Annotated in this window: 25 protein-coding genes; 9 read left to right on the top strand and 16 right to left on the bottom strand. The window is 60.3% G+C overall.

What is annotated here, in order from left to right; all coding sequences use genetic code 11:
• The coding region (locus AC2FNN_RS00790; protein WP_496755923.1) for a DUF2061 domain-containing protein at window positions 1-164 on the bottom strand (164 nt) is incomplete at its 3' end.
• A 108-nt stretch (window positions 165-272) separates the two neighbouring features.
• Here AC2FNN_RS00790 and AC2FNN_RS00785 point away from each other — a divergent pair.
• Complete coding sequence (locus tag AC2FNN_RS00785) at window positions 273-1,142, top strand: helix-turn-helix domain-containing protein (protein ID WP_496755906.1); 870 nt, start codon at window positions 273-275, stop codon at window positions 1,140-1,142.
• A gap of 79 nt (window positions 1,143-1,221) precedes the next feature.
• Window positions 1,222-1,404, top strand: coding sequence for a hypothetical protein (locus AC2FNN_RS00780; RefSeq protein ID WP_117868740.1), 183 nt, complete (start codon window positions 1,222-1,224; stop codon window positions 1,402-1,404).
• 1 nt (window position 1,405) lies between these two features.
• Here the strand turns inward: AC2FNN_RS00780 and AC2FNN_RS00775 are convergent, their stop codons facing one another.
• The 4 genes from AC2FNN_RS00775 to bcoG form a co-directional block, all read right to left on the bottom strand.
• A complete protein-coding gene (locus tag AC2FNN_RS00775; RefSeq protein WP_496755904.1) occupies window positions 1,406-2,164 on the bottom strand; it encodes an SDR family oxidoreductase in 759 nt (252 codons plus the stop codon).
• Window positions 2,161-3,627: a carnitine 3-dehydrogenase gene (locus AC2FNN_RS00770; RefSeq protein ID WP_496755902.1), complete on the bottom strand. Its 1,467-nt coding sequence runs from the start codon at window positions 3,625-3,627 to the stop codon at window positions 2,161-2,163. The genes AC2FNN_RS00775 and AC2FNN_RS00770 overlap by 4 nt, the downstream gene beginning before the upstream one ends.
• Window positions 3,628-3,635: 8 nt before the next feature.
• Window positions 3,636-3,953, bottom strand: a complete 318-nt coding sequence (locus AC2FNN_RS00765) for a hypothetical protein (protein WP_496755900.1) — start codon at window positions 3,951-3,953, stop codon at window positions 3,636-3,638.
• A gap of 61 nt (window positions 3,954-4,014) precedes the next feature.
• Entirely contained in the window at window positions 4,015-4,929 is a 915-nt protein-coding gene (gene bcoG / locus AC2FNN_RS00760; protein WP_496755899.1) for a 3-dehydrocarnitine:acetyl-CoA trimethylamine transferase BcoG, read from the bottom strand.
• Between the two features lie 133 nt (window positions 4,930-5,062).
• Here bcoG and AC2FNN_RS00755 point away from each other — a divergent pair, with 133 nt between their 5' ends.
• Window positions 5,063-6,049, top strand: a complete 987-nt coding sequence (locus AC2FNN_RS00755; protein WP_496755898.1) for a GlxA family transcriptional regulator — start codon at window positions 5,063-5,065, stop codon at window positions 6,047-6,049.
• Between the two features lie 68 nt (window positions 6,050-6,117).
• Here AC2FNN_RS00755 and AC2FNN_RS00750 read toward each other — a convergent pair whose 3' ends face one another.
• Genes AC2FNN_RS00750 through AC2FNN_RS00740 form a run of 3 tightly spaced genes read right to left on the bottom strand, consistent with a single transcriptional unit; the run spans window position 6,118 to window position 9,123 of the window.
• Window positions 6,118-7,164 (bottom strand): aldo/keto reductase, encoded by a 1,047-nt coding sequence (locus tag AC2FNN_RS00750; RefSeq protein ID WP_496755896.1) that lies wholly within the window; start codon window positions 7,162-7,164, stop codon window positions 6,118-6,120.
• A 29-nt stretch (window positions 7,165-7,193) separates the two neighbouring features.
• Entirely contained in the window at window positions 7,194-7,652 is a 459-nt protein-coding gene (locus tag AC2FNN_RS00745; protein ID WP_496755895.1) for a DNA polymerase III subunit chi, read from the bottom strand.
• A 4-nt stretch (window positions 7,653-7,656) separates the two neighbouring features.
• Window positions 7,657-9,123 carry a leucyl aminopeptidase gene (locus AC2FNN_RS00740; RefSeq protein ID WP_496755893.1) on the bottom strand — a complete coding sequence of 489 codons (1,467 nt, stop codon included), beginning with the start codon at window positions 9,121-9,123 and terminating at the stop codon, window positions 7,657-7,659.
• Window positions 9,124-9,352: 229 nt separating this feature from the next.
• Here AC2FNN_RS00740 and lptG point away from each other — a divergent pair, with 229 nt between their 5' ends.
• The 5 genes from lptG (at window position 9,353) to rsmA (ending at window position 15,748) form a co-directional block, all read left to right on the top strand.
• On the top strand, window positions 9,353-10,453 hold the full coding sequence (lptG, locus tag AC2FNN_RS00735; protein ID WP_496755922.1) for an LPS export ABC transporter permease LptG: 1,101 nt from the start codon (window positions 9,353-9,355) through the stop codon (window positions 10,451-10,453).
• Complete coding sequence (locus tag AC2FNN_RS00730; protein WP_496755892.1) at window positions 10,453-12,615, top strand: LPS-assembly protein LptD; 2,163 nt, start codon at window positions 10,453-10,455, stop codon at window positions 12,613-12,615. Before lptG ends, AC2FNN_RS00730 begins: the two co-directional genes overlap by 1 nt.
• Window positions 12,606-13,859, top strand: a complete 1,254-nt coding sequence (locus tag AC2FNN_RS00725; protein ID WP_496755891.1) for a peptidylprolyl isomerase — start codon at window positions 12,606-12,608, stop codon at window positions 13,857-13,859. The genes AC2FNN_RS00730 and AC2FNN_RS00725 overlap by 10 nt, the downstream gene beginning before the upstream one ends.
• Window positions 13,856-14,821, top strand: coding sequence for a 4-hydroxythreonine-4-phosphate dehydrogenase PdxA (pdxA, locus tag AC2FNN_RS00720; RefSeq protein WP_496755889.1), 966 nt, complete (start codon window positions 13,856-13,858; stop codon window positions 14,819-14,821). Before AC2FNN_RS00725 ends, pdxA begins: the two co-directional genes overlap by 4 nt.
• An 84-nt stretch (window positions 14,822-14,905) precedes the next feature.
• On the top strand, window positions 14,906-15,748 hold the full coding sequence (gene rsmA, locus AC2FNN_RS00715) for a 16S rRNA (adenine(1518)-N(6)/adenine(1519)-N(6))-dimethyltransferase RsmA (RefSeq protein ID WP_496755887.1): 843 nt from the start codon (window positions 14,906-14,908) through the stop codon (window positions 15,746-15,748).
• Between the two features lie 54 nt (window positions 15,749-15,802).
• Here the strand turns inward: rsmA and AC2FNN_RS00710 are convergent, their stop codons facing one another.
• From AC2FNN_RS00710 to prfA, 3 genes are all read right to left on the bottom strand, one after another.
• Complete coding sequence (locus AC2FNN_RS00710) at window positions 15,803-16,381, bottom strand: DUF4167 domain-containing protein (protein ID WP_496755886.1); 579 nt, start codon at window positions 16,379-16,381, stop codon at window positions 15,803-15,805.
• A gap of 241 nt (window positions 16,382-16,622) precedes the next feature.
• A complete protein-coding gene (gene prmC, locus AC2FNN_RS00705; protein WP_496755884.1) occupies window positions 16,623-17,468 on the bottom strand; it encodes a peptide chain release factor N(5)-glutamine methyltransferase in 846 nt (281 codons plus the stop codon).
• A complete protein-coding gene (gene prfA, locus AC2FNN_RS00700) occupies window positions 17,465-18,520 on the bottom strand; it encodes a peptide chain release factor 1 (RefSeq protein WP_496755920.1) in 1,056 nt (351 codons plus the stop codon). The genes prmC and prfA overlap by 4 nt, the downstream gene beginning before the upstream one ends.
• A gap of 62 nt (window positions 18,521-18,582) precedes the next feature.
• On the opposite strand from prfA, the gene AC2FNN_RS00695 reads away from it, so the two are divergent.
• Window positions 18,583-18,864: a hypothetical protein gene (locus AC2FNN_RS00695; protein WP_496755882.1), complete on the top strand. Its 282-nt coding sequence runs from the start codon at window positions 18,583-18,585 to the stop codon at window positions 18,862-18,864.
• 15 nt (window positions 18,865-18,879) lie between these two features.
• Here AC2FNN_RS00695 and AC2FNN_RS00690 read toward each other — a convergent pair whose 3' ends face one another.
• From AC2FNN_RS00690 to AC2FNN_RS00670, 5 genes are all read right to left on the bottom strand, one after another.
• Entirely contained in the window at window positions 18,880-19,281 is a 402-nt protein-coding gene (locus AC2FNN_RS00690; RefSeq protein ID WP_496755881.1) for a DUF1499 domain-containing protein, read from the bottom strand.
• Window positions 19,282-19,347: 66 nt separating this feature from the next.
• Complete coding sequence (gene speB / locus AC2FNN_RS00685; RefSeq protein ID WP_496755879.1) at window positions 19,348-20,295, bottom strand: agmatinase; 948 nt, start codon at window positions 20,293-20,295, stop codon at window positions 19,348-19,350.
• A complete protein-coding gene (locus AC2FNN_RS00680) occupies window positions 20,288-20,881 on the bottom strand; it encodes a hypothetical protein (RefSeq protein ID WP_496755877.1) in 594 nt (197 codons plus the stop codon). The genes speB (AC2FNN_RS00685) and AC2FNN_RS00680 overlap by 8 nt, the downstream gene beginning before the upstream one ends.
• Window positions 20,878-21,840 carry an agmatinase gene (speB, locus tag AC2FNN_RS00675; protein ID WP_496755875.1) on the bottom strand — a complete coding sequence of 321 codons (963 nt, stop codon included), beginning with the start codon at window positions 21,838-21,840 and terminating at the stop codon, window positions 20,878-20,880. Before speB (AC2FNN_RS00675) ends, AC2FNN_RS00680 begins: the two co-directional genes overlap by 4 nt.
• 12 nt (window positions 21,841-21,852) lie before the next feature.
• Window positions 21,853-23,016: a M20 aminoacylase family protein gene (locus AC2FNN_RS00670; protein WP_496755874.1), complete on the bottom strand. Its 1,164-nt coding sequence runs from the start codon at window positions 23,014-23,016 to the stop codon at window positions 21,853-21,855.
• Window positions 23,017-23,078 lie beyond the last annotated feature (62 nt).

Below are 23,078 nucleotides of genomic sequence, written 5' to 3'. Positions count from 1 at the left end.
TCGTAGATCACATACAGCGTCAGGCCGATGGTGGTATTCACCAGCGCCAATGCCCCACCGACAGCGGCCGAGCCGGTGGCGATCAGACCCACCAGCGTCATGGTGGTCAGCCCCATGGCATTCCACACGATTGCTTTCACGACAGATCTTCGCTGCGTTTCCATTCCGAACCCCATTCTTTTTGCTTTTACAAAGGGGTTACCGTTCAGTGCGCGTGCTGAAAATTCTGAATATGATTAACAAAACTCATCAATTGTGATATTTTTCAACTCATGCAGGACAATATCGACAAACGCGACCGCGCCGCTCAATTCCGCCTACGCCTTGCCCGCGCGATGGAGGACCGTCACGTCAGCCAAAGCGCGCTTGCGCGCCATATCGGCGTGGACCGATCAACCGTATCTCAGTTGTTGACCGATCATGGCGCGCGTCTTCCCAATGCGCATGTTGTGGGTGGCTGCGCCGCGGCACTGGGCGTTTCGGCTGACTGGTTGCTGGGCCTGTCCGACAGACCGGAAAGCGCGGCAGAAATTCTGGCCAGTACCCTGTCCATTACCGAAGCGCCCCGCGCCCTGGTCGATGAGCGGATTTTCGACTGGCACAAAGAAGCCGCCGGGTACAAGATCCGCTATGTCCCGGCCACCCTGCCCGACATGCTCAAGACGCGCGCGGTGCTGGAGTGGGAATATGCCCCCCATCTGGGGCGCACGGCGGATCAGGCCATCGGTGCGTCCGAAGACAGGTTGGCCTGGATGCGTAGTGCGCAGTCTGACTACGAAATCGCCATGCCATTGTTCGAGATCGAAAGCTTTGCAAGCGGCACGGGGTATTACCATGGCCTTTGCCCGGCAATTCGTCAGGAGCAGATCGATCACCTGCTGGCCCTGTGTGAACAGCTTTATCCCCGAATGCGTGTCTATCTGTTCGATGCCAAACGACTTTATTCAGCCCCTGTAACGATTTTCGGGCCGCTGCTGTGCGTTTTTTATGCAGGCAGTCACTATATGGCGTTCCGAGACCGGGATCGGATCGAGACATTTTCACGTCATTTCGACACACTTGTACGCGAGGCCGATGTGGCCGCCCGCGATTTCCCGGACCACTTGCGACAACTCAGAACGGCTGTGTCCGGCAAGAATTGATGCAGCGGCGCAAAACCTGTGCTATCGTCCCTTGGCGCGAACCAAAGGGCATTCCGATCACAAACGGAGGACCACAGGAATGGACGCAATTCAAACCGCTCAATACGCGCGCGCGCTGTATGCTGCGCACGGAGACCGGGCCGAGGCGGAAGCCGCGCAGAAAATGCGCGAATGCGAAGCCGCCGGAAACCAGAAAGAGGCGCAGGATTGGCAGGCGGTCCGTCAGACCATCCGCCAGATCCGAGGGCCAAATCAGGGCTGACCTAAAGTTTCGGGTCGGGGTTGACCGTGTGCCCATCCACCGCAATCACCTGCCCAGACACCAACCGCGCTGCGTCTGAAGCAAGAAAGACGGCCATATTGGCGATATCCTGCGCTTCCACAAAGCGCCCCATAGAAGTGCCCGAGGCATAGCCCTGATAGACCTCATCGCGGGTCATGCCTTTCGCGGCTGCCTCTCGGGCCAACACACCTTCCATGCGCGGGCCTTCCACGGCACCCGGACAAATGGCGTTTGCGCGAATGCCCAGCGGGCCCAGTTCCATCGCCAGCGTTTTCATCAACCCTATGACCGCCCATTTGGCCGAGGCATAAGGCGCTCGGAACGGATAGCCGTACTGACCGGCGGTCGATGAGGTCAGAATGATGCTGCCCGCCCGCGCCGACTTCATCATCAGGGCCGCGTGCTTGGCGGCCAGAAAGGCCCCGTCCAGATTGACCGCGACGCAGGCGCGCCATGCATCCAGATCGATATCCTCGATCGCGCTTGTCGGCCCGGCGATTCCAGCATTTGCGCACAGAACATCCAACCCGCCAGCCGCCCCGACAGCCTGAAACACCGCGCTCATGTCGGCCTCATTGGTCACATCAGCCCGGTGCGCCACCCAATGGTCGGGCAAGATATCCAAGGCTGACTGGTCAATATCCGTTACCCAGACATCATAGCCGGCAGCGTCAAACGCCGCGGCCATGGCACGACCGACACCCGATGCCCCGGCTGTTACCAATACGCGCCGGGTCATGAAGGCTTCCGGATGGCGGCACCCGCCCCTTCAGGGTAAGGCAAACCGGCCTGTGCCTCGGCAATCCGCGCCATCGCTGCTTCGATCCTGGGCGACGGCGGGCTGGGGCGGCGGGTTTCAAGACTGACATGCAGCAGAAAGCTTTCGCCCGTGGCCAACAGCTTGTCGCCTTCATACATGCTGTGAAAGACATGCAGCTTCTTGCCCTGCCCCAACAGCATCTGCGTGCGCACGTCGATCTTCGCCCCTGCATGGACCTCGTCGATGTAACGGATGTGGTTCTCGGCGGTGAAATAGCTGCCACCCGACGCGATATACTCCATATCGCAACCGATGATCTCCATGAAACGGTCCGTGGCGGCCGCAAAGGCTTCCAGATACTTGGCCTCGTTCATGTGGCCGTTGTAATCCGTCCAGTCCAACGGAACGGCGCGGGACAGGGTCAGGATCGGCTGGCTCAGATCCGCCTGATCCAGCGACGGCAGCGCACCCGGTTTCAACAGCGCATCATGCTGGTTCAGCACCGCCCCCGCGCCATAATTCTGCGCCTTGAGGGCCCGCATCATGCCAACAAGATTGTTGTCGCGAATGCGCTCCAGTTCCCGGATCGAGTGCATTCCTGATTGCGCGTCTGACTGATCGGCGATCAGGTCGACCAATTCATCGGTGAATTCCGGCACGTCCATCAGCTTGGTCCAGGGCCATTTCAGGGCTGGCCCGAACTGAGCCATGAAATGCCGCATCCCCGCTTCACCTCCGGCCACGCGGTAGGTTTCGAACAATCCCATCTGCGCCCAGCGGATGCCAAAGCCCATCCGGATCGCCTCGTCGATTTCTTCGGTGGTGGCAATGCCATCCTTGACCAGCCAGAGCGCCTCGCGCCAGACGGCTTCCAGAAAGCGGTCGGCGATATGCGCGTCGATCTCTTTCTTGACATGCAGCGGAAAGAAACCAACCGAGGTCAGCAATTCCCTGGCCCGTTCAATCATCTGAGGTGGGTTTTTGTCCGTCGGCACCAGCTCGATCAGCGGCAGCAGATAGACTGGGTTGAACGGGTGCGTCACGACGATCTGTTCGGGGCGCAACGCACCGTCCTGAAGCTCGGATGGTTTGAACCCGCTGGTCGAGGACCCGATAATCGCAGCCGGATCACAGTCCTCCTGCAAGCTCTTGTAAACCTTCAGCTTCAACTCCAGCCGCTCTGGCACGCTTTCTTGGATCCACGTCGCGCCCTGTACGGCGTCAGCCATGTCGTCATGAAAGCTCAGCGCGCCTTCGGGTGGCAGCGGCACATCGCTCAACCCCGGCAAGGATCGCCGCGCATTGTCCAGCACTTCACCGATTTTGCGCTCTGCTTCGGGGTCCGGGTCGAACACCCGAACGTCCCAGCCATTGAGCAGGAACCGTGCGGCCCATCCGCCGCCGATGACACCGCCCCCAATAATTGCTGCCGTCTTTGTCATGCTGTCCTCTAATCGATACAGATTACCTGCGCGCGCCCCGCCTCATCCAGATGCGGAATGCATCCGAATTGCGGTGTCACGGCGCTGCATTGTTTGGTTTCCGACAGGCAGAACCCTGCGCAGTCAGAGGCTTTTTCGCAGGAGTTTCCAGCGTCGGGCAAAGGTTCAAAGCAGATAAACTGCCGTATCCGCCCGCCCATCTCATAGCTTCCCCCTTTGGCTTCGCAGTCCTTGCGGGCCAAAGGGTCTTCCGCGGTCTGTGCCACCCCGACCCGGGGCAGACATACGGTCAGAACCGTCGCGCAGATTACAAGCACCGATCGCATTGCTCACTTCCTCTTGCTGGCGCCCCTGCACTTACCGGTCATGGCAAGGGACGCAAGCAGGTCAACCTTTCGGCGCCCGTTTGACAAGCCCCAGCTTCTCGCGGACTTCTTCCGGCCCGATCACCCGTGCGCCCATGTTTTCAATGATGGTGCCTGCCCGTTCGACAAGTTGCCAGTTTTCGGCCAACACCCCCTTGTCCAGCCACAGGTTGTCCTCGAGCCCAACGCGCACATTGCCGCCCGCCAGCACCGAGGCCGCCACATAGGCCATCTGATGCCGCCCCAGCGAGAACGCGCTGAAGGTCCAGTCATCGGGCACATTGTTCACCATCGCCATAAAGGTGTTCAGATCATCCGGCGCGCCCCACGGCACGCCCATGCACAGTTGCACAAGGGCGTTGGGTTCCAGAATTCCCTCTTTCACCAATTGCTTGGCAAACCACAGATGGCCGGTGTCAAAGGCCTCGATCTCGGGTTTCACGCCCAGATCTGTCATCATCTGCCCCATCGCCCGCAACGCGCCGGGCGTGTTGGTCATGACGTAATCCGCCTCGGCAAAGTTCATCGTACCGCAATCCAGCGTGCAGATTTCGGGCAGACATTCGGCCACATGCGCCACACGTTCGGTCGCGCCAACCAGATCGGTTCCAGCCTCGGCCAATGGCAGCGGGTTTTCGATACCGCCGAACACCATGTCTCCGCCCATGCCAGCCGTAAGGTTCAGCACGGCATCCACTTCGGCATCCCGAATCCGATCGGTCACTTCACGATACAGCGCCAGATCGCGCGACGGCGCACCTGTTTCGGGGTCGCGCACATGGCAGTGCACCACGGCCGCACCCGCCTTCGCGGCGGCAATCGCACTGTCGGCAATTTGCTTCGGTGAACGTGGCACATGAGGGCTGCGATCCTGCGTCCCGCCCGAGCCGGTCACGGCGCAGGTGATGAAGACTTCGCGGTTCATTTCCAGAGGCATGGCGTTTTCCCCAAGTTATACCCGGTTTTGCCTTGGGTTTTCCCCAGGCTTCTCCCCGGATTCCGATTTGCGTTCTGGCCCGACTCTGGCGCAGCCTTGGGAAAACCACTTGGCAGAATGCGAATCGAACTTGATGCAATCCGCAAAAAACATACTGCAACCCGAACATCGGGCCCTGAAAACCGCCGTTCTGGTGCTGGACGAATGCAACACGCTCAGCTTCGCCTCGGCGGTCGACCCGATGCGCGCGGCCAACCGTCTGGCGGACCGGCCCGCCTTTGACTGGGACTATGTGACCGCCACAGCCGAACCCGCGATGCTGACCAGCGCCTTGCAAGTGCCCGGCATCCCGCTTGCTCGCCTGCAAGGCTGCGACCTTATGATTGTCGTCGCGGGCTTCCAACTGGCCCGCCACGCCACCCCCAGCCTGCTGGCCGGGCTGCGCCGCATTGCCGGTACCGGGGCGGTGATGGCCGGGATTGACGGCGGCCCCTGGCTGCTGGCCGAGGCCGGGCTGCTCGACGGTCACCCTGCGACGACCCATTGGGAAGACCTGGAAAACTTCGCCAACCGCTTTCCCGATGTCAACGTGCGCCCCGACCGTTTCACTGTCTCGGACGGGCGCCTGACCTCGGGCGGCGCGATTCCCGCTGTCGAGATGATGCTGCACATCATCGCGGCCCGCCATGGCGCGGGTTTTGCATCCCGTGTCTCGGGCCTGTTCCTCTATGATGGCGCGCCGGACCCGGGCACACCGCAAAGCCGCACCGGCGCACCACACCGCCATACGGCGCTGACGGCCAAGGCGAATTCGCTGATGCAGGCATCCCTGGATGATCCCCTGCCACTGGCCCATATCGCAGACCAGCTGGGCACCAGCCCGCGCACCCTGCAACAACAGTTCCGACTGCGTCTGAACACCACGCCGCAGGATCACTATCTGCAACTGCGCCTGGCCGAGGCCCGCCGCCTGGTCACCGACACCGACCTTCCACTGATGGATGTCGCGCTGGCCACCGGTTTTGCCTCGCAATCCAGCTTTGCCCGCGCTTTCCGCACCGCCCACGGTCAATCGGCACGCGACCTGAGACACGAACGCGCGCACCCCACCCACCACTGACCGGATCCAACTTCATCTGGCCAAAAATATCCCGGGGGAGTCGCCAAAGGCGACGGGGGCAGAGCCCCCTAGAACGGCATCGGATGCGCCCGGTGCGCCTGACTGATTTCGGCCAGCACATCCTGCGGCAATTCCAGATCCGCGCTAGCCAGAATGTGCTCCAACTGCGCCACCGTCGTTGCACCAAAAATCGCCGACATCATGAAAGGCCGCGCCCGGCACCACGCCAGCGCCATGTGAACCGGGTCCAGCCCATGGCGGTCGGCGATCTCCAGATAGGCCGCGACGGCATCAAAGACGCGCCCGGAAGTCCGACCGCCCATGGCAGGCACCAGCGACATACGCGACCCGTCGGGCACCGCTCCGTCCTGATATTTCCCGGTCAGGAACCCCGCCGCCAGAGGCGAAAACGCCATCAACCCAACATCTTCATGCACACTCAACTCGCCCAGATCAGTGTCGAAGTGCCGACACAGCAGCGAGTATTCATTCTGCACAGACGCCGCCCGCGGCGCGCCCATCTGATCGGCCAGCCGCAGCCACTGCGCCATCCCCCAGGCGCTTTCATTCGACAGTCCAAAAGCGCGGATGTTGCCCTTGTCCACCTGTGCCTGCAGCGCCTCAAGGCACTCCTGCATGTTCTCAAGAACGTCACCGGTATTTTGCCCCGATGGCGCGTAGTCCCAGTTCTGCCGGAACATATAGCTGCCGCGATTGGGCCAGTGGAACTGGTAGAGATCGATGTAATCCGTCTGCAACCGGCGTAGCGAGCCTTCGATGGCCTCGGGGATCGTCTGCCCCGAGATCGGAGCCCCATCGCGGGCATGAGCAAATCCCGCCCCCGAATGTTTGGTGGCCAGCACATAATCGCCGCGCCGCGACGGGTTTGCCGCGTTCCAGTTACCCAGGATTTCCTCGGTCCGGCCAACCGTCTCTTTCGAGATCGGGTTCACCGGATACATCTCAGCCGCATCGACAAAATTGATCCCGGCATCCAGCGCCATATCCATCTGTTTATGCGCCTCGAATTCCGAGGTTTGCGTGCCAAAAGTCATGGTGCCCAGACACAGGTCTGTCACCATGATCCCTGTGCGGCCCAGAGGCTTCGTTTTCATCCGTCAATCTCCTGAAATATCTATGAAAATCAGGCCTCAGCCTTCTTCTCCCACCGCCCCGATGCCTCGGACCAGTATTGCGCCGAACATCCCGCCCAGGTCAGCGCTTTCCACTGGCCCCGCGCGTGCTGAACCGCCTGTTCGTCGTTGCCGTCAAACAGGATGCACACCCGCTCCAGCGCGGCGACCTCATCGGCTTCGACCGGCGCTCCATCTACCGCCATCACACAGGCAGGCTCATTTGCGGCCACAGCCCCGGTCGTCAGCAGGATCGGCTGCTCGGCGTCATGCGGGCCGCCTTCGCGACCATGCGGCAGGAACCCGTCCTCGGGGCCCAGCCACAGCTTTTCATCGAGCCAGTCCATCCGTGCGGGATCGGTGCCCCGCACGGCAATCTTCCACCCGGCCTGCCGCGCCTTGTCCAGCAGCACAGGCAAGGTGTGCTCCAGCGGCTGGCGGGTCAGATGGTAGAAATAGACAGCACCCATTCGCTTACTCGAAATTGTCCTGCACGAACCGGCTCAGCGCGCGCACACCCCAGCCCGTGGCACCTTTGGGCGCATAAGATGTCTCGGACGACACCGAGGCCACACCCGCGATATCCAGATGAATCCACGGCGTATCCTCTTTCACGAAACGTTGCAGAAACTGCGCCGCCGTGATCGAGCCCGCCGGACGGCCACCGACGTTTTTCATGTCGGCGATGCGCGATTTGAGCAGCTTGTCATAGGCGTCGCCCAACGGCATCCGCCACGCGCCTTCATCCTCGGCCCGGGCCGATTTCAGGAAGGCGTCACAGAATGTGTCATTGTTGGAAAACACACCTGCATTCTCATGACCCAGCCCGATGATGATCGCTCCGGTCAGGGTGGCCAGATCGATCATGCCCACCGGTTTGAACCGCTCCTGCGCGTACCACATCACGTCGCACAGAACCAAACGGCCTTCGGCATCGGTGTTGATGATCTCGACCGTGTCGCCCTTCATCGACTTGACCACATCGCCCGGACGGGTGGCATTGCCCGAAGGCATGTTCTCGACCAGCCCGACAAGGCCCACCACATTGGCCTTGGCCTTGCGCTTGGCCAACGCGCGCATCGTGCCCGCGACAACACCGGCACCGCCCATGTCCATGGTCATGTCTTCCATGCCACCGGCCGGTTTCAGCGAAATGCCACCAGTGTCGAAAACCACGCCCTTGCCCACCAGAGCCAAGGGCGCATCGTCCTTGTCGCCGCCATTCCAGTGCATCACGACGACTTTGGACGGGCTGGCAGAGCCCTGCCCGACGCTCAGCAAAGTGCGCATGCCCAGTTCCGCCAGCTTGTCCTCTTCCAGAACTTCGACTTCCAGGCCAAGCTCCTGCATCTCGACAAGACGATCGGCAAATTCCGAGGTCGTCAGAACATTTGCAGGTTCGTTGGTCAGATCACGGGTCATCCGCACGCCGTCGGCAATCGCATATAGCGGTGCAAACTCTGCTTCGGCTTCCTTGGGTTTCGAATGTCCGATCGTAACCGAACCGCTGCCTTCGCTGTCCTTGGTTTTGTGCGCGTTGAAATCATAACTGCGCAGCACCATACCAAGGGCCAGGTTTTCGGTCTGCACCTGATTGCCGACCATCACCAGCAAGTCCTTGCCACCCGCTGATTTGGCCAACGTGGCACCAGCCTTGCGGGCCTCATCGGCTTCCGGGCGGCGCGGCAGCACCACGACGTCCAGCGCTTCGGCCGCCATACCAGCCGGCCAGGCCATCGAGATGACATCGCCGGTCTTGGAATTTCCGAATTTCTCACTTTCGACAAGCCGCGCTACAGCGCCCTTCGTCAGGCGATTGGCCCGGCGCGCCGCAGGGTTCATTTTTCCGTCCGACGGAATGATGATGGCCACCCGCCCCTCGGCCTGCGCCATCGCATCCAAGTCAAACTCCTGAAAGCGGACCGGTATAAGACTGCTCATTGCAAACTCCTCGAATTCTGTTCCCCAAGACCTAGCCCGCGCCGCCCGACTTGACCAGATAGCAGTTTTCCCCGCGTTTCAATTGCAGTAAGGTCCCGCAAAAATAACCGGCAGGCTCGGGGGAGAAAGACGTGACACGAGAGGGCAGGCATACGCCGTCGCGCTGGAAGACATGCATGCGCGATTTCGGCCCGGTTTCCGGCGCAAAAGCCTTGGCGGGGGCTGTCTTGTGATCCTCGACCGCTATTTCGCGCGCCGCTTTTTGCAGAGCTTTCTGGTCATCGGCGGTATTTTTCTGACTTTGATGATTCTCATCGATCTGATCGAACAGATCCGCCGATTTGACGAAGTCGACCTGTCCTTCGGCCAATTGCTGCACCTGACGCTGCTGAACACGCCGGCCGCTATCAGTGAAATGCTGCCCCTGCTGGTCATTCTGTCAACCATTGCCTTGTTCGTCGGGCTGGCACGGACCTCTGAACTCGTGGTGACCCGCGCCACCGGGCGCTCGGGTATTCGCGCGCTGGTCGCGCCAGCGGCACTGGCCCTGATCATCGGTGCGCTTGCAGTGGCTTTGCTGAACCCCATCGCTGCGGCCACATCCCAGGAATTCCAACGCCTGTCTGATTCCTATCGCAACAACGGCAGTTCAGCGCTTTCGATCAGCAGCGAAGGCCTTTGGCTGCGTCAGTCGGCGGAAAATGGTCAGGCCGTCATTCACGCCCGGGGCACCTCGAACGGGGATGCGCTTGGTCTGGACGGCGTGACCATCATCACCTTCGCGCGCGACGGCAAACCCACCCAGCAGATCGTCGCCGACAGGGCCGTGCTGGAAGACGGAAACTGGGTCTTGTCCCGGGCCAAGATCTGGAATTTGCAGAATGGGCAGAACCCCGAAACAAGCTCGGTGGAACATGAACGGCTGGAGTTGCCAACCTCGCTGACGCGGCAGCGGATTCTGGACACGCTGGGGCAGCAGGATTCAGTATCTGTTTTTGATCTGCCGCAACTGATCAGGGACCTGCGAGAAGCCGGGTTTTCGACCAAGCAATATGAAGTCTGGTTGCAGGTGCAACTGGCGCGGCCCTTCTTTCTGGTCTCGATGGTGCTGATCGGGGCTGCGTTCACTATGCGCCACGTTCGGTTCGGCGGCACCGGAATTGCCGTTCTGACAGCCGTTCTGCTTGGCTTTGCCATCTATTTCGTCCGCAATTTTGCGCAAATCCTCGGGGAAAACGGACAATTGCCCATCTATATCGCGGCCTGGGCGCCGCCCTTCGCCGCCATCCTGCTGTCCCTTGGCCTGCTTCTTCACGCGGAGGACGGCTGATGCGGAACATGATGTCCCTGCTGCTGACCAGCGCAATCGCGTTGTCGGCACCGACGGTTCTGGCGGCGCAAACCACCTCGGCCGAGCCTGACCCGCAAGCTGCGCAGTCACAGGCCGAACCCGCCCTTCTGGTTGCCGACAAGGTCTTTATCACCCCCGACAGAAAACTGGTGGCCGAAGGCAATGTCGAAGCGTTTCAGGGCGATACCAAGCTGTCGGCCCAACGTGTCACCTATGACCGGGAAACGGGTGAGCTGACACTGGAGGGGCCCATCCGCATTGATCAGGGGGGCCAGTCGACCCTTCTGGCCGTTTCCGGACAGCTGGACAGCGGCATCCAGAACGGTCTGTTGATCGGTGCCCGGATGGTTTTCGATCAGCAGATCCAGATTGCCTCGGTTCAGGCGAAACGAGCCGCGGGCCGTTATACGCAGTTCAGCAAGGTCTCGGCCACTTCCTGCCATGTCTGCACCAACGGTAAGCCACCGCTTTGGCAGATTCGGGCTCGCAAGGTCATCCATGACCAGTTGGAACGGCAATTGTACTTTGAAGGCGCGCAGCTTCGGGTGCTTGATTATCCGGTATTCTATTTCCCCTATCTGCGCTTGCCGGATCCGACATTGGAGCGCGCGACCGGCTTTCTGGTGCCGTCGATCCGCAGCACCTCGCAACTGGGAACGGGGGTCCAGGTTCCCTATTTCTTCAAGCTGGGGGACCACAAGGATCTGACCTTGACGCCGTATCTGTCGGCCAAGACGACGACGCTGGGATATCGGTATCGCCAGGCGTTCGTGAACGGGCGCATTCAGCTTGAAGGTGCCTATACCCGAGATGACGTCCAGCCCGATCAGGATCGCGGTTATCTGTTCGCCGGCGGTTGGTTCAACCTGAAGAATGATTTCCGGCTGACATTCGATCTGCAAACCACCTCGGACGACGCCTATCTGGCTGACTACGGGCTGCCGGATCTGGACCGATTGCGCAGCGAGATAGCGCTGGAACGGATCAAACGCGACACCGCGTTCAAAACAAGCCTGATCCATTACAAAACTCTGCGTGAAAGTGAAAATCAGGACGAAATCCCATCCCGCGTCTTCGACCTGAACTATGAAAAGCGATTCTTCCCCGGCGCGCTTGGCGGCGAGGTTCGGCTGGCCTTTGTCGGCCATGCACATGAACGCACCAGCGACGCCGATATCGTCGGCCGTGACATAGCAAGGGCAACTTTTGATGCCGAATGGTTGCGAAGCTGGATATTCGCATCTGGCCTGCGCGCGGACGCGACGCTGGGCGCATCGGTGGATACGTTCAACATCCGTCATGACAGCAACTTTCCCAGCAATGTGACCCGCTCGACCCCGCGCGCGGCGTTGACGCTTCGCTATCCGATGACCCGTCGCGAAAAGACCGGCGCAGTTCAGCTTCTGGAACCGATCGCGCAATTGGGATGGACCCATGTTTCGGACACCAATGTGCCAGATGATGAAAGCACGTTTCAGGAGTTCGATCAGGGCAATCTGCTGGCCCTGTCCCGGTTCCCTGCCGAAGATCAGCGCGAAGACGGTGCAACCGGAGTCATCGGCCTGAACTGGGCGCGTTATGGTGCAGGCGGACAGCAGGCCCTGGTGACTGTGGGTCAGGTGTTTCGCGCGGATGCCGACCCGAATTTCACCCTGACATCCGGGTTGCAGGGCACCACGTCCGACTTGCTGTTGGCGGGACAAGTCACCACGGCCAACGGTTGGTCGCTTGGCGGGCGCGGTCTGATCGACAGCGATTTCAGTTTCGTCAAAGCTGAATTGCGCGGGGCTTGGGCATCCGAATTTGCCGGCCTGTCCGGAAGCTATATCTGGCAGGAACCGGATCCGGCGGAGAATATTGCGGAAGAAATCTCGGAAATCTGGCTTCTGGGCCGCTATCAGGTCGACCAGAACTGGCTTACGAATGCCGAGGCACGCTATGATCTGAACCAGTCAGAGCCAATCCGGCTGGGGCTTGGTGTAACCTACCAGAATGAATGTGTTCAGGTTAACATGTCCGTAAGCAGACGCTTTACTTCAACATCCACTATTGAGCCTTCGACAGAATTCGGCTTTACCCTATCGCTGACAGGATACGCCCTTGAAGGCGGTGGTAACACATACAAGAGAAAATGCAGTTGATATCAGGTTTCTCCAGGTTTCTTCGTTCCGGTTGGCACAAACCGGTCACGCCGGCACTGGCCGCCGTTTTCCTCGCTTTTTCGGCGCCGCAGGTCAGCGCCCAAAGCCTGTTCTCGCCAGCGATCCGCGTGAATCAGGACATCGTCACCTGGTACGAGCTGGAACAACGCCTGCAATTCCTGAATGTTCTGGGTTTGCCCGGCGGCAATGAGGCTGACGTCAGGGAAGCCCTGATCGAAGAAAAATTGCGCAAACAGGCCATGCGCGAAGCGGGCGTGCAAGCTGCCCCGGAAGCCGTACAACTGGGGATCGACGAGTTCGCCTCGCGCGGGCAATTGTCCACCGAACAGTTCCTGCAACTTTTGGGCGAGGCGGGCGTCGACCCGGAAACTGTCCGTGATTATGTTGCGGATCAGCTGGCCTGGCGCGACTATATCAGCTCGCGCTACCTGTCGCAGGCCCGTCCGACCGAAGATGAGATTGATCGCGCGCTGGGACAAACCGGTGGCGGCGGCCTTCAGGTCCTGCTGTCCGAGATCATCATCCCGGTGAACCCGCAAACCGTTGCACAGACCGAATTGCTGGCGGAAGAAATCTCGCGACTTGAAACTATCGAAGCATTTTCAGCCGCGGCGGCGCAATATTCCGGAGCGGCAACCCGCAACGAAGGCGGGCGTCTGGACTGGCTGAATATCTCCAACCTGCCTCCTGCCTTGCAACCGGTTATTCTTGGGCTCCAGAACGGCGAGATCACCGATCCCATCAGCCTGCCAAACGCCGTTGCCCTGTTTCAGTTGCGCGGATTGCGTGAGGTGGCGACCGCTGCGCCACCTATCTCCAAACTTGACTATGCGGCCTATTACCTGCCGGGCGGCCGCAGCGCCGAGGCTCTGGCACGGGCTGCTGCCCTGCGGGAAGAGATCGACACCTGCGACGACTTGTACGGAATCGCCAAGGATCAACCCGTCGAAGTCCTGGACCGTATCGAAGCCAGCCCTTCAGAAGTACCACGCGATTTCGCCGTAGAGCTTGCCAAGCTGGATCGCTTCGAAGTGTCAACAAACCTGACCCGCAACAACGGGCAGACGCTGGTGTTCCTGATGCTGTGCAACCGCACCCGCAACCTGGGCGAAAACACCTCGCGGGCGGATGTCGCGAATGCGCTGGCGCAGCAGCGGCTACAGGCCTTTGCGTCCAGCCTGGTAGAGCAACTGCGGGCTGACGCCACCATCGTTCAGGAATGACACGCCCGATTGCGCTCAGCTGCGGTGAACCGGCCGGGATCGGCCCTGAAATCGCGGCCAAAGCATGGGCAGAGCTGCGCCAAACCTGTCCGTTTTTCTTTATCGGCGATGCCAGCCACCTGCCTGCTGGCACCCCCGTTGCGAAAATCCAAACCCCTTCGGATGCCGTTGCAGTCTGTGATCGGGCCTTGCCCGTGCTGCAACTGAACTTTCCTGCCGCAAACCTGCCCGGCCAGCCGGACCCGGCCAATGCCCCATCGGTGATCGATGCCATCGAAACCGGCGTCGACCTTGTGAAAGAGGGGGCAGCGGCCGCTCTGTGCACCGCACCTATTCACAAGAAGGCCCTGATCGACGGGGCCGGGTTTACCTATCCCGGCCATACCGAGTTTCTGGCCGCGCTGTCGGGCACCCGCCGGGTCGTCATGATGCTGGCCAGCGACCAGTTGCGGGTTGTCCCGGCAACAATCCACATTCCCCTGTCACAGGTTCCCGCCGCGCTGACACCGGACCTGCTGCGCGAGACGATCGAAATCACCGCGCGCGGCCTGCGCGACCAGTTTGGCATACAGCACCCCCGCATCGCCATTGCCGGCCTGAACCCCCATGCCGGCGAAGGCGGCAAAATGGGCCGCGAAGAGCTTGACTGGATCGCCCCAATGCTGGCCGATCTGAACCCGGAAGATGCGACCCTGACGGGCCCGCACCCTGCGGATACGCTGTTTCACGCCGCTGCCCGTGCCCGTTATGACGCAGCGATCGCAATGTATCATGATCAGGCCCTGATCCCGATCAAGACACTGGATTTCGACCGCGGCGTGAACGTCACCCTTGGCCTGCCCTTCATCCGCACGTCGCCTGATCACGGCACTGCACTGGATATCGCCGGGAAAGGCATCGCCAATCCAACCAGCCTGATCGAAGCCCTGAAGCTTGCCCAACGCATGGCACAAGGCTCTTGATCCTTCATCTGGCTGAAAATATCCCCGCCGGAGGCAAAAAATTTCTGGCGCTGCCCCTGCGGCCTGCGTCACGGTAATCGGATCATGAGTGCAATCGACAATCTTCCCCCTCTGCGCGAGGTCATCGCCACACATCAGCTCTCGGCGCGCAAATCCCTGGGTCAGAACTTCCTGCTGGACCTCAACCTGACCGCCAAAATCGCCCGTCAGGCTGGCGGTCTTGCAGACTGCGACGTACTGGAAATCGGCCCCGGTCCTGGTGGCCTCACCCGGGGGCTCCTGTCCGAAGGCGCACGCAAGGTCGTGGCAGTCGAAAAAGACACCCGTTGCATCGCCGCTCTGAACGATATCGCCGCTGCCTATCCCGGAAGGCTGGAGGTCATCAATGGTGACGCGCTCGAGATCAACCCGCTGGAACATCTGACCCAGCCAATCCGCATCGCGGCCAACCTACCATACAACGTCGGCACCGAACTGCTGGTGCGCTGGCTGACGCCCCCGGAATGGCCCCCCTTCTGGCAGAGCCTGACACTGATGTTCCAACGCGAAGTGGCCGAACGCATCGTGGCCCAGCCGGGCAGCAAGGCGTATGGCCGCCTCGCCATCCTTGCCCAATGGCGGGCCGAGGCGCGCATCGCCATGTCCCTTCCCCCAGGCGCCTTCACCCCTCCGCCCAAAGTCTCCAGCGCAGTGGTCCACCTGACCGCCCTGCCCGAACCGCGCCATCCTGCTGACGCCGCGACCCTGTCGCGTGTGGTGGCCTCTGCCTTCAATCAACGCCGCAAAATGCTGCGTGCCTCGCTTAAAGGCGTCGCCCCGGATATCGAGGATCGCTTGCGGGCCGCAGGAATCCAGCCCACTGAACGGGCCGAGCAGGTTCCGCTTGAAGCGTTCTGTGCCCTGGCGCGCGAAATCCAGAAACCCTGATCACAAAAAGCCCCGAGGCATGACCTCGGGGCTTTGCAGTTTCTGATGCCGGCTTTATTCAGCCGCTTCCGGCGCGTCGCCATCCGTTTTGGGCGCTTCGTCTGCCGCTGGCGCCGGTTTGGGCTTGCGTGCCCGCGGTTTGCGCGCAGGCTTTTCCTTCTTCTCAGCTACCGGGGCTTCGGCCCCTTTGCTTTCCGGTGTCTCGACCAGACCGCTTTCCGGAGCAGCATCTGGAGCGGCGAAATCCATTACGTCCGGCTGCGGGGCTTCGGCGGGATCGGCCTGTCGGGCTGCTTCACGTTCCTGGCGCTCGGCGCGCTCACGGTCACGCTCGGCCTGGCGTTCGCGGTTCTGGCGTTCCTGCTCTTCGCGGCGCGCTTCAATCTCGCGCTGCGCCTCACTCAGCATGCGCAGATAATGTTCTGCGTGCTGCTGGAAGTTTTCCGCCGCAACGCGGTCGTTTGACAGCTGAGCATCACGTGCCAGCTGATTGTACTTATCAATTATCTGCTGCGGCGTGCCACGCACCTTGCCTTCAGGACCCGAGCTGTCAAAAACCCGGTTTACGACGTTACCGCCGGATGGACGATTGCGGTTGTTCTTGGCCCGCGAGCGGGATTTGGAAGATCTCATCTTACTATACGTCAGCCTTATCAATGCGCTGTCGCTCAACCCGTGTTTTGCAATGCTCTGAGGCGTTTGCCGTGACGGGATGTCGACTTTTTTGGGCTTGGCGTCAGGGGTGCGCTGCAACAGCGTCAACCTCGCCGACTAATCCTGAGTAAACATGTCCTGACCGTGCAGACAAGAGGAATCTCGAATTTTCACATGCTTTTTTACTCGGGGCAGCGTTTTTTGGCCTCAGACAACAGGTTCAACCCGGCATCTTTGCGCCGACAACCCGGTCACGCCCGTCCAGATCGGGGATTACGCGAATATCCGCCAAACCCGCCGCATCAAACAAGGCAGACACCAGATTTGCCTGTGTCAGGCCAATTTCCACAAGTATTCGCCCGCCTGGCAGCAGATAATCCGGGGCCGAGGCCGCAATCTGCCGATACGCGCCCAGCCCGTCTCCTTCATCGGTCAGCGCCATGCGCGGCTCATGATCCCGCACTTCAGGCGAAAGATCTTCCATTTCGGTTTCGGAAATATACGGCGGGTTGGAAACAATAAGGTCAAACTGACCCTCAATGTCTTCGAACCAATTTGACTGCGCAATCTCGGCTCGTCCCTGCACCTGGTGGAGCACGGCATTGGCGCTGGCCTGAAGACAGGCGGCTTCACTCAGGTCGACCCCAAGGCCCGAAGCGCTGGTGCGCTCCGCAAGCAGCGTGACCAGAATACAGCCCGACCCGACGCCGAGGTCCAATACATGGTCGAAGGGTTCGCTCAGCGCGGCCTCGATCAGGGTTTCAGTCTCGGGGCGCGGATCCAGAACGTCGGAACTGACACGAAACCTGCGCCCGTAGAACTCGCGCTCGCCCAGCAGATGAGACACCGGCACCCGAATGGCGCGCAGGGAAACCAACTGGTCATAGCGTTCAGCGATCTCGGGCTGCAACTCTTCCGGGGCAATCAGCGTCACCCGGCTGGCTTCAATCCGTGCGGCATGGGCCAACAACAGGCGCGCATCCCGCGCCGGGTCATCCACGCCCGCGGCCCTCAGGCGCGCGGTTGCGGCCACCATGGCCTGCGCAGCTGTTTGCAGCCCCGTCATTGCGCCATCTCGGCCAGCAACCGGGCCTGATCATCCGCCGTCAGGGCGTCAATCACTTCGTCCAGATCCCCCTGCATCACCTGATCCAGTTTATAGAGCGTCAGGTTGATCCGGTGATCCGTCATCCGCCCCTGTGGGAAATTATAGGTGCGAATGCGTTCCGAACGATCCCCTGATCCCACCTGGCTGGCCCGGTCGGCGGAACGTTCGCTGTCGATGCGCTGGCGCTCGAGGTCATAAAGCCGCGTTTTCAGCACCTGCATGGCGATCTCGCGGTTGCGATGCTGGGACTTCTCGGAGCTTGTTACCACCAAACCCGTCGGAATATGGGTGATCCGCACCGCCGAGTCGGTGGTGTTCACGTGCTGCCCGCCTGCGCCGGAACTGCGCATCGTGTCGATACGGATGTCATTGGCGTCTATCTGGATGTCGACATCCTCGGCCTCGGGCAGTACCGCCACCGTCGCGGCCGAGGTGTGGATGCGCCCGCCGCTTTCGGTTTCGGGCACGCGCTGCACACGGTGCACGCCGGATTCGTATTTCAGCCGGGCAAAGACATTGTCGCCCTTGATATGGGCCACCACCTCTTTGATCCCGCCCAGATCCGAGGCCTGTTCTTCGATGATCTCGAACTGCCACCCGTGGGCCTCGGCATAGCGTTGATACATACGCAACAGATCGCCCGCGAACAAAGCGGCCTCGTCCCCGCCGGTACCCGGGCGAATTTCCAGCATCGCCGGCCGCGCATCCGCCGCATCCTTCGGCAGCAACGCCAGTTGGAGCGCGTTTTCCGCCTTGGGGATGCGGGCCTGCAACTCGGGAATCTCTTCCTCGGCCAACTCCTTCATATCCGGGTCGGCCAGCATCGCCTCGGCCTCAGCCAGATCTGCCACCAGCTGGCGCCAGGCCATGATCTGATCGACCACGGGTTTGAGGTCGGAATATTCCTTGGCCAACGCCGCAATATCGCCGCCCGATGCGCCATCCGCCATGGCTGCTTCGAGGTATTGGAAACGCTGGGTGATCTGTTCAAGACGTTCTTCGGGGATCATCCCGGCGGTGTCTCTCATCCGGGGGCTTTGGTCAAGGGCCACGTCGTGCTAAGCTTGCTGTCATGAAACGGATTTTGCTTGCCCTTCTGCTGATGTCCACGCCGGTTTTTGCCGATTACATCGGCCCCGACGGCAAGACCCGCGATTGTTATTGCACCGACACGTCCGGGTCCCGCATCGAACTGGGTGAGATGATCTGCCTGCAAGTCGACGGCCGCATGTTCACGGCGCAATGTCAGATGTCCCTGAACGTACCCATGTGGCGCGAGGTGCAGGAAGGGTGTTTATCGTCCCGGTTGCAGAGCGATCCAGTTGATCACTTTGAACAGGATGAGGCGTCCTGAGCGCCGGTAGAACTGTTACATCTGCTCCAACCACCCATCAACCCGCGCCTTGTTCACACCGAAATCCCTGCGCCCGAACCGCAAACGGCCATGGATGCGCAGCGTGTCGCCGTCCTGCTGAACAGTGGTATAGTCGGGGAAACCGATCCATTTCGTGCGGGTGATATAGGTGATCATGCCCTCATTGACCGATCCTGCCAATACCGTAGTGCGCGGCGTGGCGCGGGCGATCCGATCGAGGTTCTGCAACCCTTCCGGGCCGGTTGCAACAACGCGCAGAACGCCACCCGGCAAATCCTGATCAACCTCTGCAACCGGTGCAATATGCCATTGGCCCGGAGCAGACGGGGCCAGCCGGATGTAAGCGCCCAGCCCAAGCACCAGCGCGATCACTGCCCACAGAACCAACTTTTTCATCCCGCTTTACCCTTTTGCAGAAACCCTATGCGGATCAAGCGCCGGGGCAAGCCGTTCCGGGCCGGTTTACCGTGACGTCACACCCGGCAGGATGCACAGCATCTCATAGATCAGATTGGCTGCCGTCAGGGCCGTGTTGCCGGACGGGTCATACGGAGGTGAAACCTCGACCAGATCACACCCCACCATATTCACGCCCTGCAACGCGTGGATCAGTTGCAGCGCCTGCGGCGTGGTCAGCCCGGCAATCTCTGGCGTACCCGTGCCCGGTGCAAAGGCCGGATCCAGGCTGTCGATGTCATAGGTGACATAGACCGGATGATCCCCGATGATCTTGCGGATCTGAGAGCCGATCTGCGTCAGGTTCTGCTGCCACAACTCCCAGGCCGGGAACTGGCGGAAGCCCCAATCCCTGGCTTCGGTGAAATCCGAAGCCGCGTAACCCGACCCGCGAATGCCGATCTGAAAGGTTTTGTCGGGGACAATCAGCCCCTCTTCATAAGCGCGGCGGAAGACGGTTCCGTGGGTCTCTTTCTCGCCGAACATCTCGTCATTCACATCCGCATGGGCATCCACATGCACCAGGGCCACCGGTCCGTGCTTTGCCGCAATGGCCCGCAGGATCGGCAGGGTGATCGAATGATCGCCCCCCATCGCTACCGGGGTCACGTTCTTTGCCAGGATTGCATCAAAGCTTTCCCTGATGATCCTCAGGCTGTTTGCAAGCGAAAAGGTGTTGATCGCCAGATCCCCGATGTCAGCGATTTGCAAGCTGTCGAACGGGGCCGCCGAGGTGGCCATGTTGTAGGGCCGGATCATCGCGCTTTCGCTGCGGATCTGTTTGGGTCCGAACCGGGTGCCCGATCGCCACGAGGTGCCGATATCCATCGGAATCCCCAGAACTGCCACATCCAGCCCCGCCAGCGAGGCTGCCTGGGGCAGGCGCATGAACGTATTCGGCCCCGAAAACCGCGCCAGATCATTGCCGCTGACCGGTTGATTGAATTCAGTCATTTTCTTCCTCAACGCCCCTCAGAGTATCGCTATACGAACCCTTTCGAAGTTCGTGCAAATTTTCCGAAACATCATCATTTTTTGGATAAGAAAAGATTAACGTTGTCTCTGACTCCGAATCCGCTGCGAAGCGAAAAAACGAGACGCTACGGCGTTGGACTCGATCCTCAAAGTTTCGGACCCAAAGATGATGGGCGTCTACTGAATTCATAATAAATTCATCGTCACTTTCAAATCCGATAAGATTATTTTCCACCCATACCTTGGTTTCTCTCTCCCAAGTTTTTCGTTCGCGGTCAGTCATTATCTGAAGCGCGTCAGAAACTTCGCATTGCTGGATTTCCAAACGCAGCAACATTAAAGATTCTAGGTGGACCCAGACTAACCCGTCAGATCGCTCAATTTTTGAAAGTTCGCCATCAGGGTCCAAGACACCTCCATCAGCAAGGGGTACGCAGTATTTCTCAAACAGATGCAAAGCTGATTCAGGCCTGTCTGCTTCCTGGAGATGACCTCCAACAAAATACCCCAGTGGCAATCCAACTAAAACAATACTGCTCCAGATTGCTCCCTTGGAACGCTTCATGCCAGCTTGTTCCACCCCAACAGGCAGACGATCTGCGTCGCCACATGCGCCCCCGCAATCGCCGTCGCGCCGGATGTATCGAACGGCGGAGACACCTCGACCACGTCGCCGCCCTTGATGTTGATCCCGGCGATGTCGCGCAGGATGATCTGCGCCTGAATGGAACTCAAACCACCCCAGACAGGTGTCCCCGTACCCGGTGCAAAGGCCGGGTCCAGGCCGTCGATATCAAAGCTCAGGTAGACCGGGCTGTCGCCCAGAATGCCCTTGATCTTCTGCGCCACGGCAGCGGGGCCGGATTCGTAGACCTCGCGCGCGTCGATGATGTTGACGCCCAGCGTGTCCTCGTTGGTGGTGCGGATCCCCACCTGAACCGAGCGTTTCGGATCCACGATCCCCGACTTCACCGCCTTGTAGAACATGGTCCCGTGATCGACGCGGGACATGTCATCATCGGCCCAGGTATCGGTATGTGCATCGAATTGCAGCAGCGACATGGGCCCGAATTTCTCGGCATAGGCCTTCAGGATCGGGAAGCTGATATAGTGATCCCCACCCAGCGTGACCGAGGCAACATCGGCCGCCAGAATAGTGCGGATATGGTCGGTCAACGTGTCGGGAAAGGCCGGTATGTTGGCGTAGTCATAAGCCATGTCGCCGTAATCGATGATTGCCAGCTCGCTCAGCGCATCGAAGGGCCAGCCATAGGGCGCATCGGGCGATTGCAGCGCACTGGCCTCGCGGATCGCACGCGGGCCAAGGCGGGTGCCCGGGCGGTTGGTCACCGCCTGATCGAACGGCACGCCGGTCACGGCGATGTCGACGCCGGTCAGGTTCTTGGTATACAGCCGCCGCAGAAACGAGGTCGCCCCGCCAAAGGTGTTTTCATAGGACAGGCCTTTGAGGTCCGGGTTGGTGAATGCCTCATCCACCTGGTTTTTTGCGTCTTCCAGTGCCATTTCGTTACCCCATCAGCCCAACGGCTGCGCCTTTTCCACGATCCGCGCGAAGAACGATGCCCCCACCGGCGCGATATCATCATTGAAGTTGTATTTCGGATGATGCAGCCCGGCACCATCACCCTGCCCCAGGAACAGATAGGCCCCTGGTCGCGACTGAAGCATGTACGAAAAATCCTCGGCCCCCATGTCGCGCCCCATAGTGTCGATCACCCGTTCAGCCCCCGATACTTCGCGCGCGACGGCTGCGGCAAAGGCTGCCTTTTCAGCATCATTGATCGTCGCCGGGTATCCCACCTGATATTCAAGCCTTGCCTCGACACCGTAAGACGCGGCCTGCCCCTGAACGATCTGCTCCATCCGGTCCATCACCATTTTCTGCACCGAAGGATCGAATGTACGAACCGTGCCGTTCAGATAGGCGGTGTCCGGGATCACGTTGTTCACCGTTCCGGCGTGGATCTGAGTGACTGAAACAACAAGGTCTTCCACCGCATAGTGGTTGCGGCTGACAATGGTCTGAATCGCCTGCGCAATGCCGCAGGCCGCCATGACTGGGTCGCGGGTCTGATGCGGCATGGCACCATGGCCGCCGACGCCTTGGATATGAATATCGAACGTATCGACCGCCGCCATGATCGGCCCCGGCGTTGTATGGAACGTACCTTCCGGGTTTCCCGGGTCGTTGTGAATGCCATAGACCTCAGAGATATCGAACCGCTCCATGATGCCTTCTTCGACCATAACACTCGCGCCGCCACCTTCTTCCTCGGCGGGCTGAAAGATCAGCGCAACGCGGCCCGCGAAATTCCGTGTTTCGGCCAGATAGCGTGCTGCACCCAACAGCATCGTTGTATGCCCGTCATGACCGCAAGCATGCATCTTACCGTGGTTTTTCGAGGCGTATTCCACGCCCGTCTCCTCGGTAATCGGCAGAGCATCCATATCGGCACGCAGACCAATGGTCGGCCCCTCGCCCTGCCCGTTGATGATCGCGACCATGCCTGTTTTGGCGATCCCTTCGTGCAGCTCATCCACGCCGAACTCGCGCAGACGCTCGGCGACGAATGCAGCGGTCTCATGGCATTCGAATTCCAGTTCGGGGATGGTGTGAAGGTGCTGGCGCCACTTGGCCATATCGGCGGCGTAATCGGCAATTCGGTTGACGACGGGCATCTGGGGTGGACTCCTGATCCTGACTGCGGGATGGATGCATCTGACACCGGAACGAAAGGGTT

The sequence above is a fragment of the Ruegeria sp. BHSA118 genome, from assembly GCF_059613405.1.
Note: the sequence above shows the minus strand (reverse complement) of the source record. Positions and strands in the feature narration are given on the sequence as shown.

Excerpts from the sequence above, each read along its gene's own strand:
- AC2FNN_RS00785 (WP_496755906.1), top strand. The coding sequence starts at position 273 with ATGCAGGACAATATCGACAAACGCGACCGCGCCGCTCAATTCCGCCTA.
- AC2FNN_RS00780 (WP_117868740.1), top strand. The coding sequence starts at position 1,222 with ATGGACGCAATTCAAACCGCTCAATACGCGCGCGCGCTGTATGCTGCG.
- AC2FNN_RS00775 (WP_496755904.1), bottom strand. The coding sequence starts at position 2,164 with ATGACCCGGCGCGTATTGGTAACAGCCGGGGCATCGGGTGTCGGTCGT.
- AC2FNN_RS00770 (WP_496755902.1), bottom strand. The coding sequence starts at position 3,627 with ATGACAAAGACGGCAGCAATTATTGGGGGCGGTGTCATCGGCGGCGGA.
- AC2FNN_RS00765 (WP_496755900.1), bottom strand. The coding sequence starts at position 3,953 with ATGCGATCGGTGCTTGTAATCTGCGCGACGGTTCTGACCGTATGTCTG.
- bcoG (WP_496755899.1), bottom strand. The coding sequence starts at position 4,929 with ATGCCTCTGGAAATGAACCGCGAAGTCTTCATCACCTGCGCCGTGACC.
- AC2FNN_RS00755 (WP_496755898.1), top strand. The coding sequence starts at position 5,063 with ATGCAATCCGCAAAAAACATACTGCAACCCGAACATCGGGCCCTGAAA.
- AC2FNN_RS00750 (WP_496755896.1), bottom strand. The coding sequence starts at position 7,164 with ATGAAAACGAAGCCTCTGGGCCGCACAGGGATCATGGTGACAGACCTG.
- AC2FNN_RS00745 (WP_496755895.1), bottom strand. The coding sequence starts at position 7,652 with ATGGGTGCTGTCTATTTCTACCATCTGACCCGCCAGCCGCTGGAGCAC.
- AC2FNN_RS00740 (WP_496755893.1), bottom strand. The coding sequence starts at position 9,123 with ATGAGCAGTCTTATACCGGTCCGCTTTCAGGAGTTTGACTTGGATGCG.
- AC2FNN_RS00730 (WP_496755892.1), top strand. The coding sequence starts at position 10,453 with ATGCGGAACATGATGTCCCTGCTGCTGACCAGCGCAATCGCGTTGTCG.
- AC2FNN_RS00725 (WP_496755891.1), top strand. The coding sequence starts at position 12,606 with ATGCAGTTGATATCAGGTTTCTCCAGGTTTCTTCGTTCCGGTTGGCAC.
- pdxA (WP_496755889.1), top strand. The coding sequence starts at position 13,856 with ATGACACGCCCGATTGCGCTCAGCTGCGGTGAACCGGCCGGGATCGGC.
- rsmA (WP_496755887.1), top strand. The coding sequence starts at position 14,906 with ATGAGTGCAATCGACAATCTTCCCCCTCTGCGCGAGGTCATCGCCACA.
- AC2FNN_RS00710 (WP_496755886.1), bottom strand. The coding sequence starts at position 16,381 with ATGAGATCTTCCAAATCCCGCTCGCGGGCCAAGAACAACCGCAATCGT.
- prmC (WP_496755884.1), bottom strand. The coding sequence starts at position 17,468 with ATGACGGGGCTGCAAACAGCTGCGCAGGCCATGGTGGCCGCAACCGCG.
- prfA (WP_496755920.1), bottom strand. The coding sequence starts at position 18,520 with ATGATCCCCGAAGAACGTCTTGAACAGATCACCCAGCGTTTCCAATAC.
- AC2FNN_RS00695 (WP_496755882.1), top strand. The coding sequence starts at position 18,583 with ATGAAACGGATTTTGCTTGCCCTTCTGCTGATGTCCACGCCGGTTTTT.
- AC2FNN_RS00690 (WP_496755881.1), bottom strand. The coding sequence starts at position 19,281 with ATGAAAAAGTTGGTTCTGTGGGCAGTGATCGCGCTGGTGCTTGGGCTG.
- speB (WP_496755879.1), bottom strand. The coding sequence starts at position 20,295 with ATGACTGAATTCAATCAACCGGTCAGCGGCAATGATCTGGCGCGGTTT.
- AC2FNN_RS00680 (WP_496755877.1), bottom strand. The coding sequence starts at position 20,881 with ATGAAGCGTTCCAAGGGAGCAATCTGGAGCAGTATTGTTTTAGTTGGA.
- speB (WP_496755875.1), bottom strand. The coding sequence starts at position 21,840 with ATGGCACTGGAAGACGCAAAAAACCAGGTGGATGAGGCATTCACCAAC.
- AC2FNN_RS00670 (WP_496755874.1), bottom strand. The coding sequence starts at position 23,016 with ATGCCCGTCGTCAACCGAATTGCCGATTACGCCGCCGATATGGCCAAG.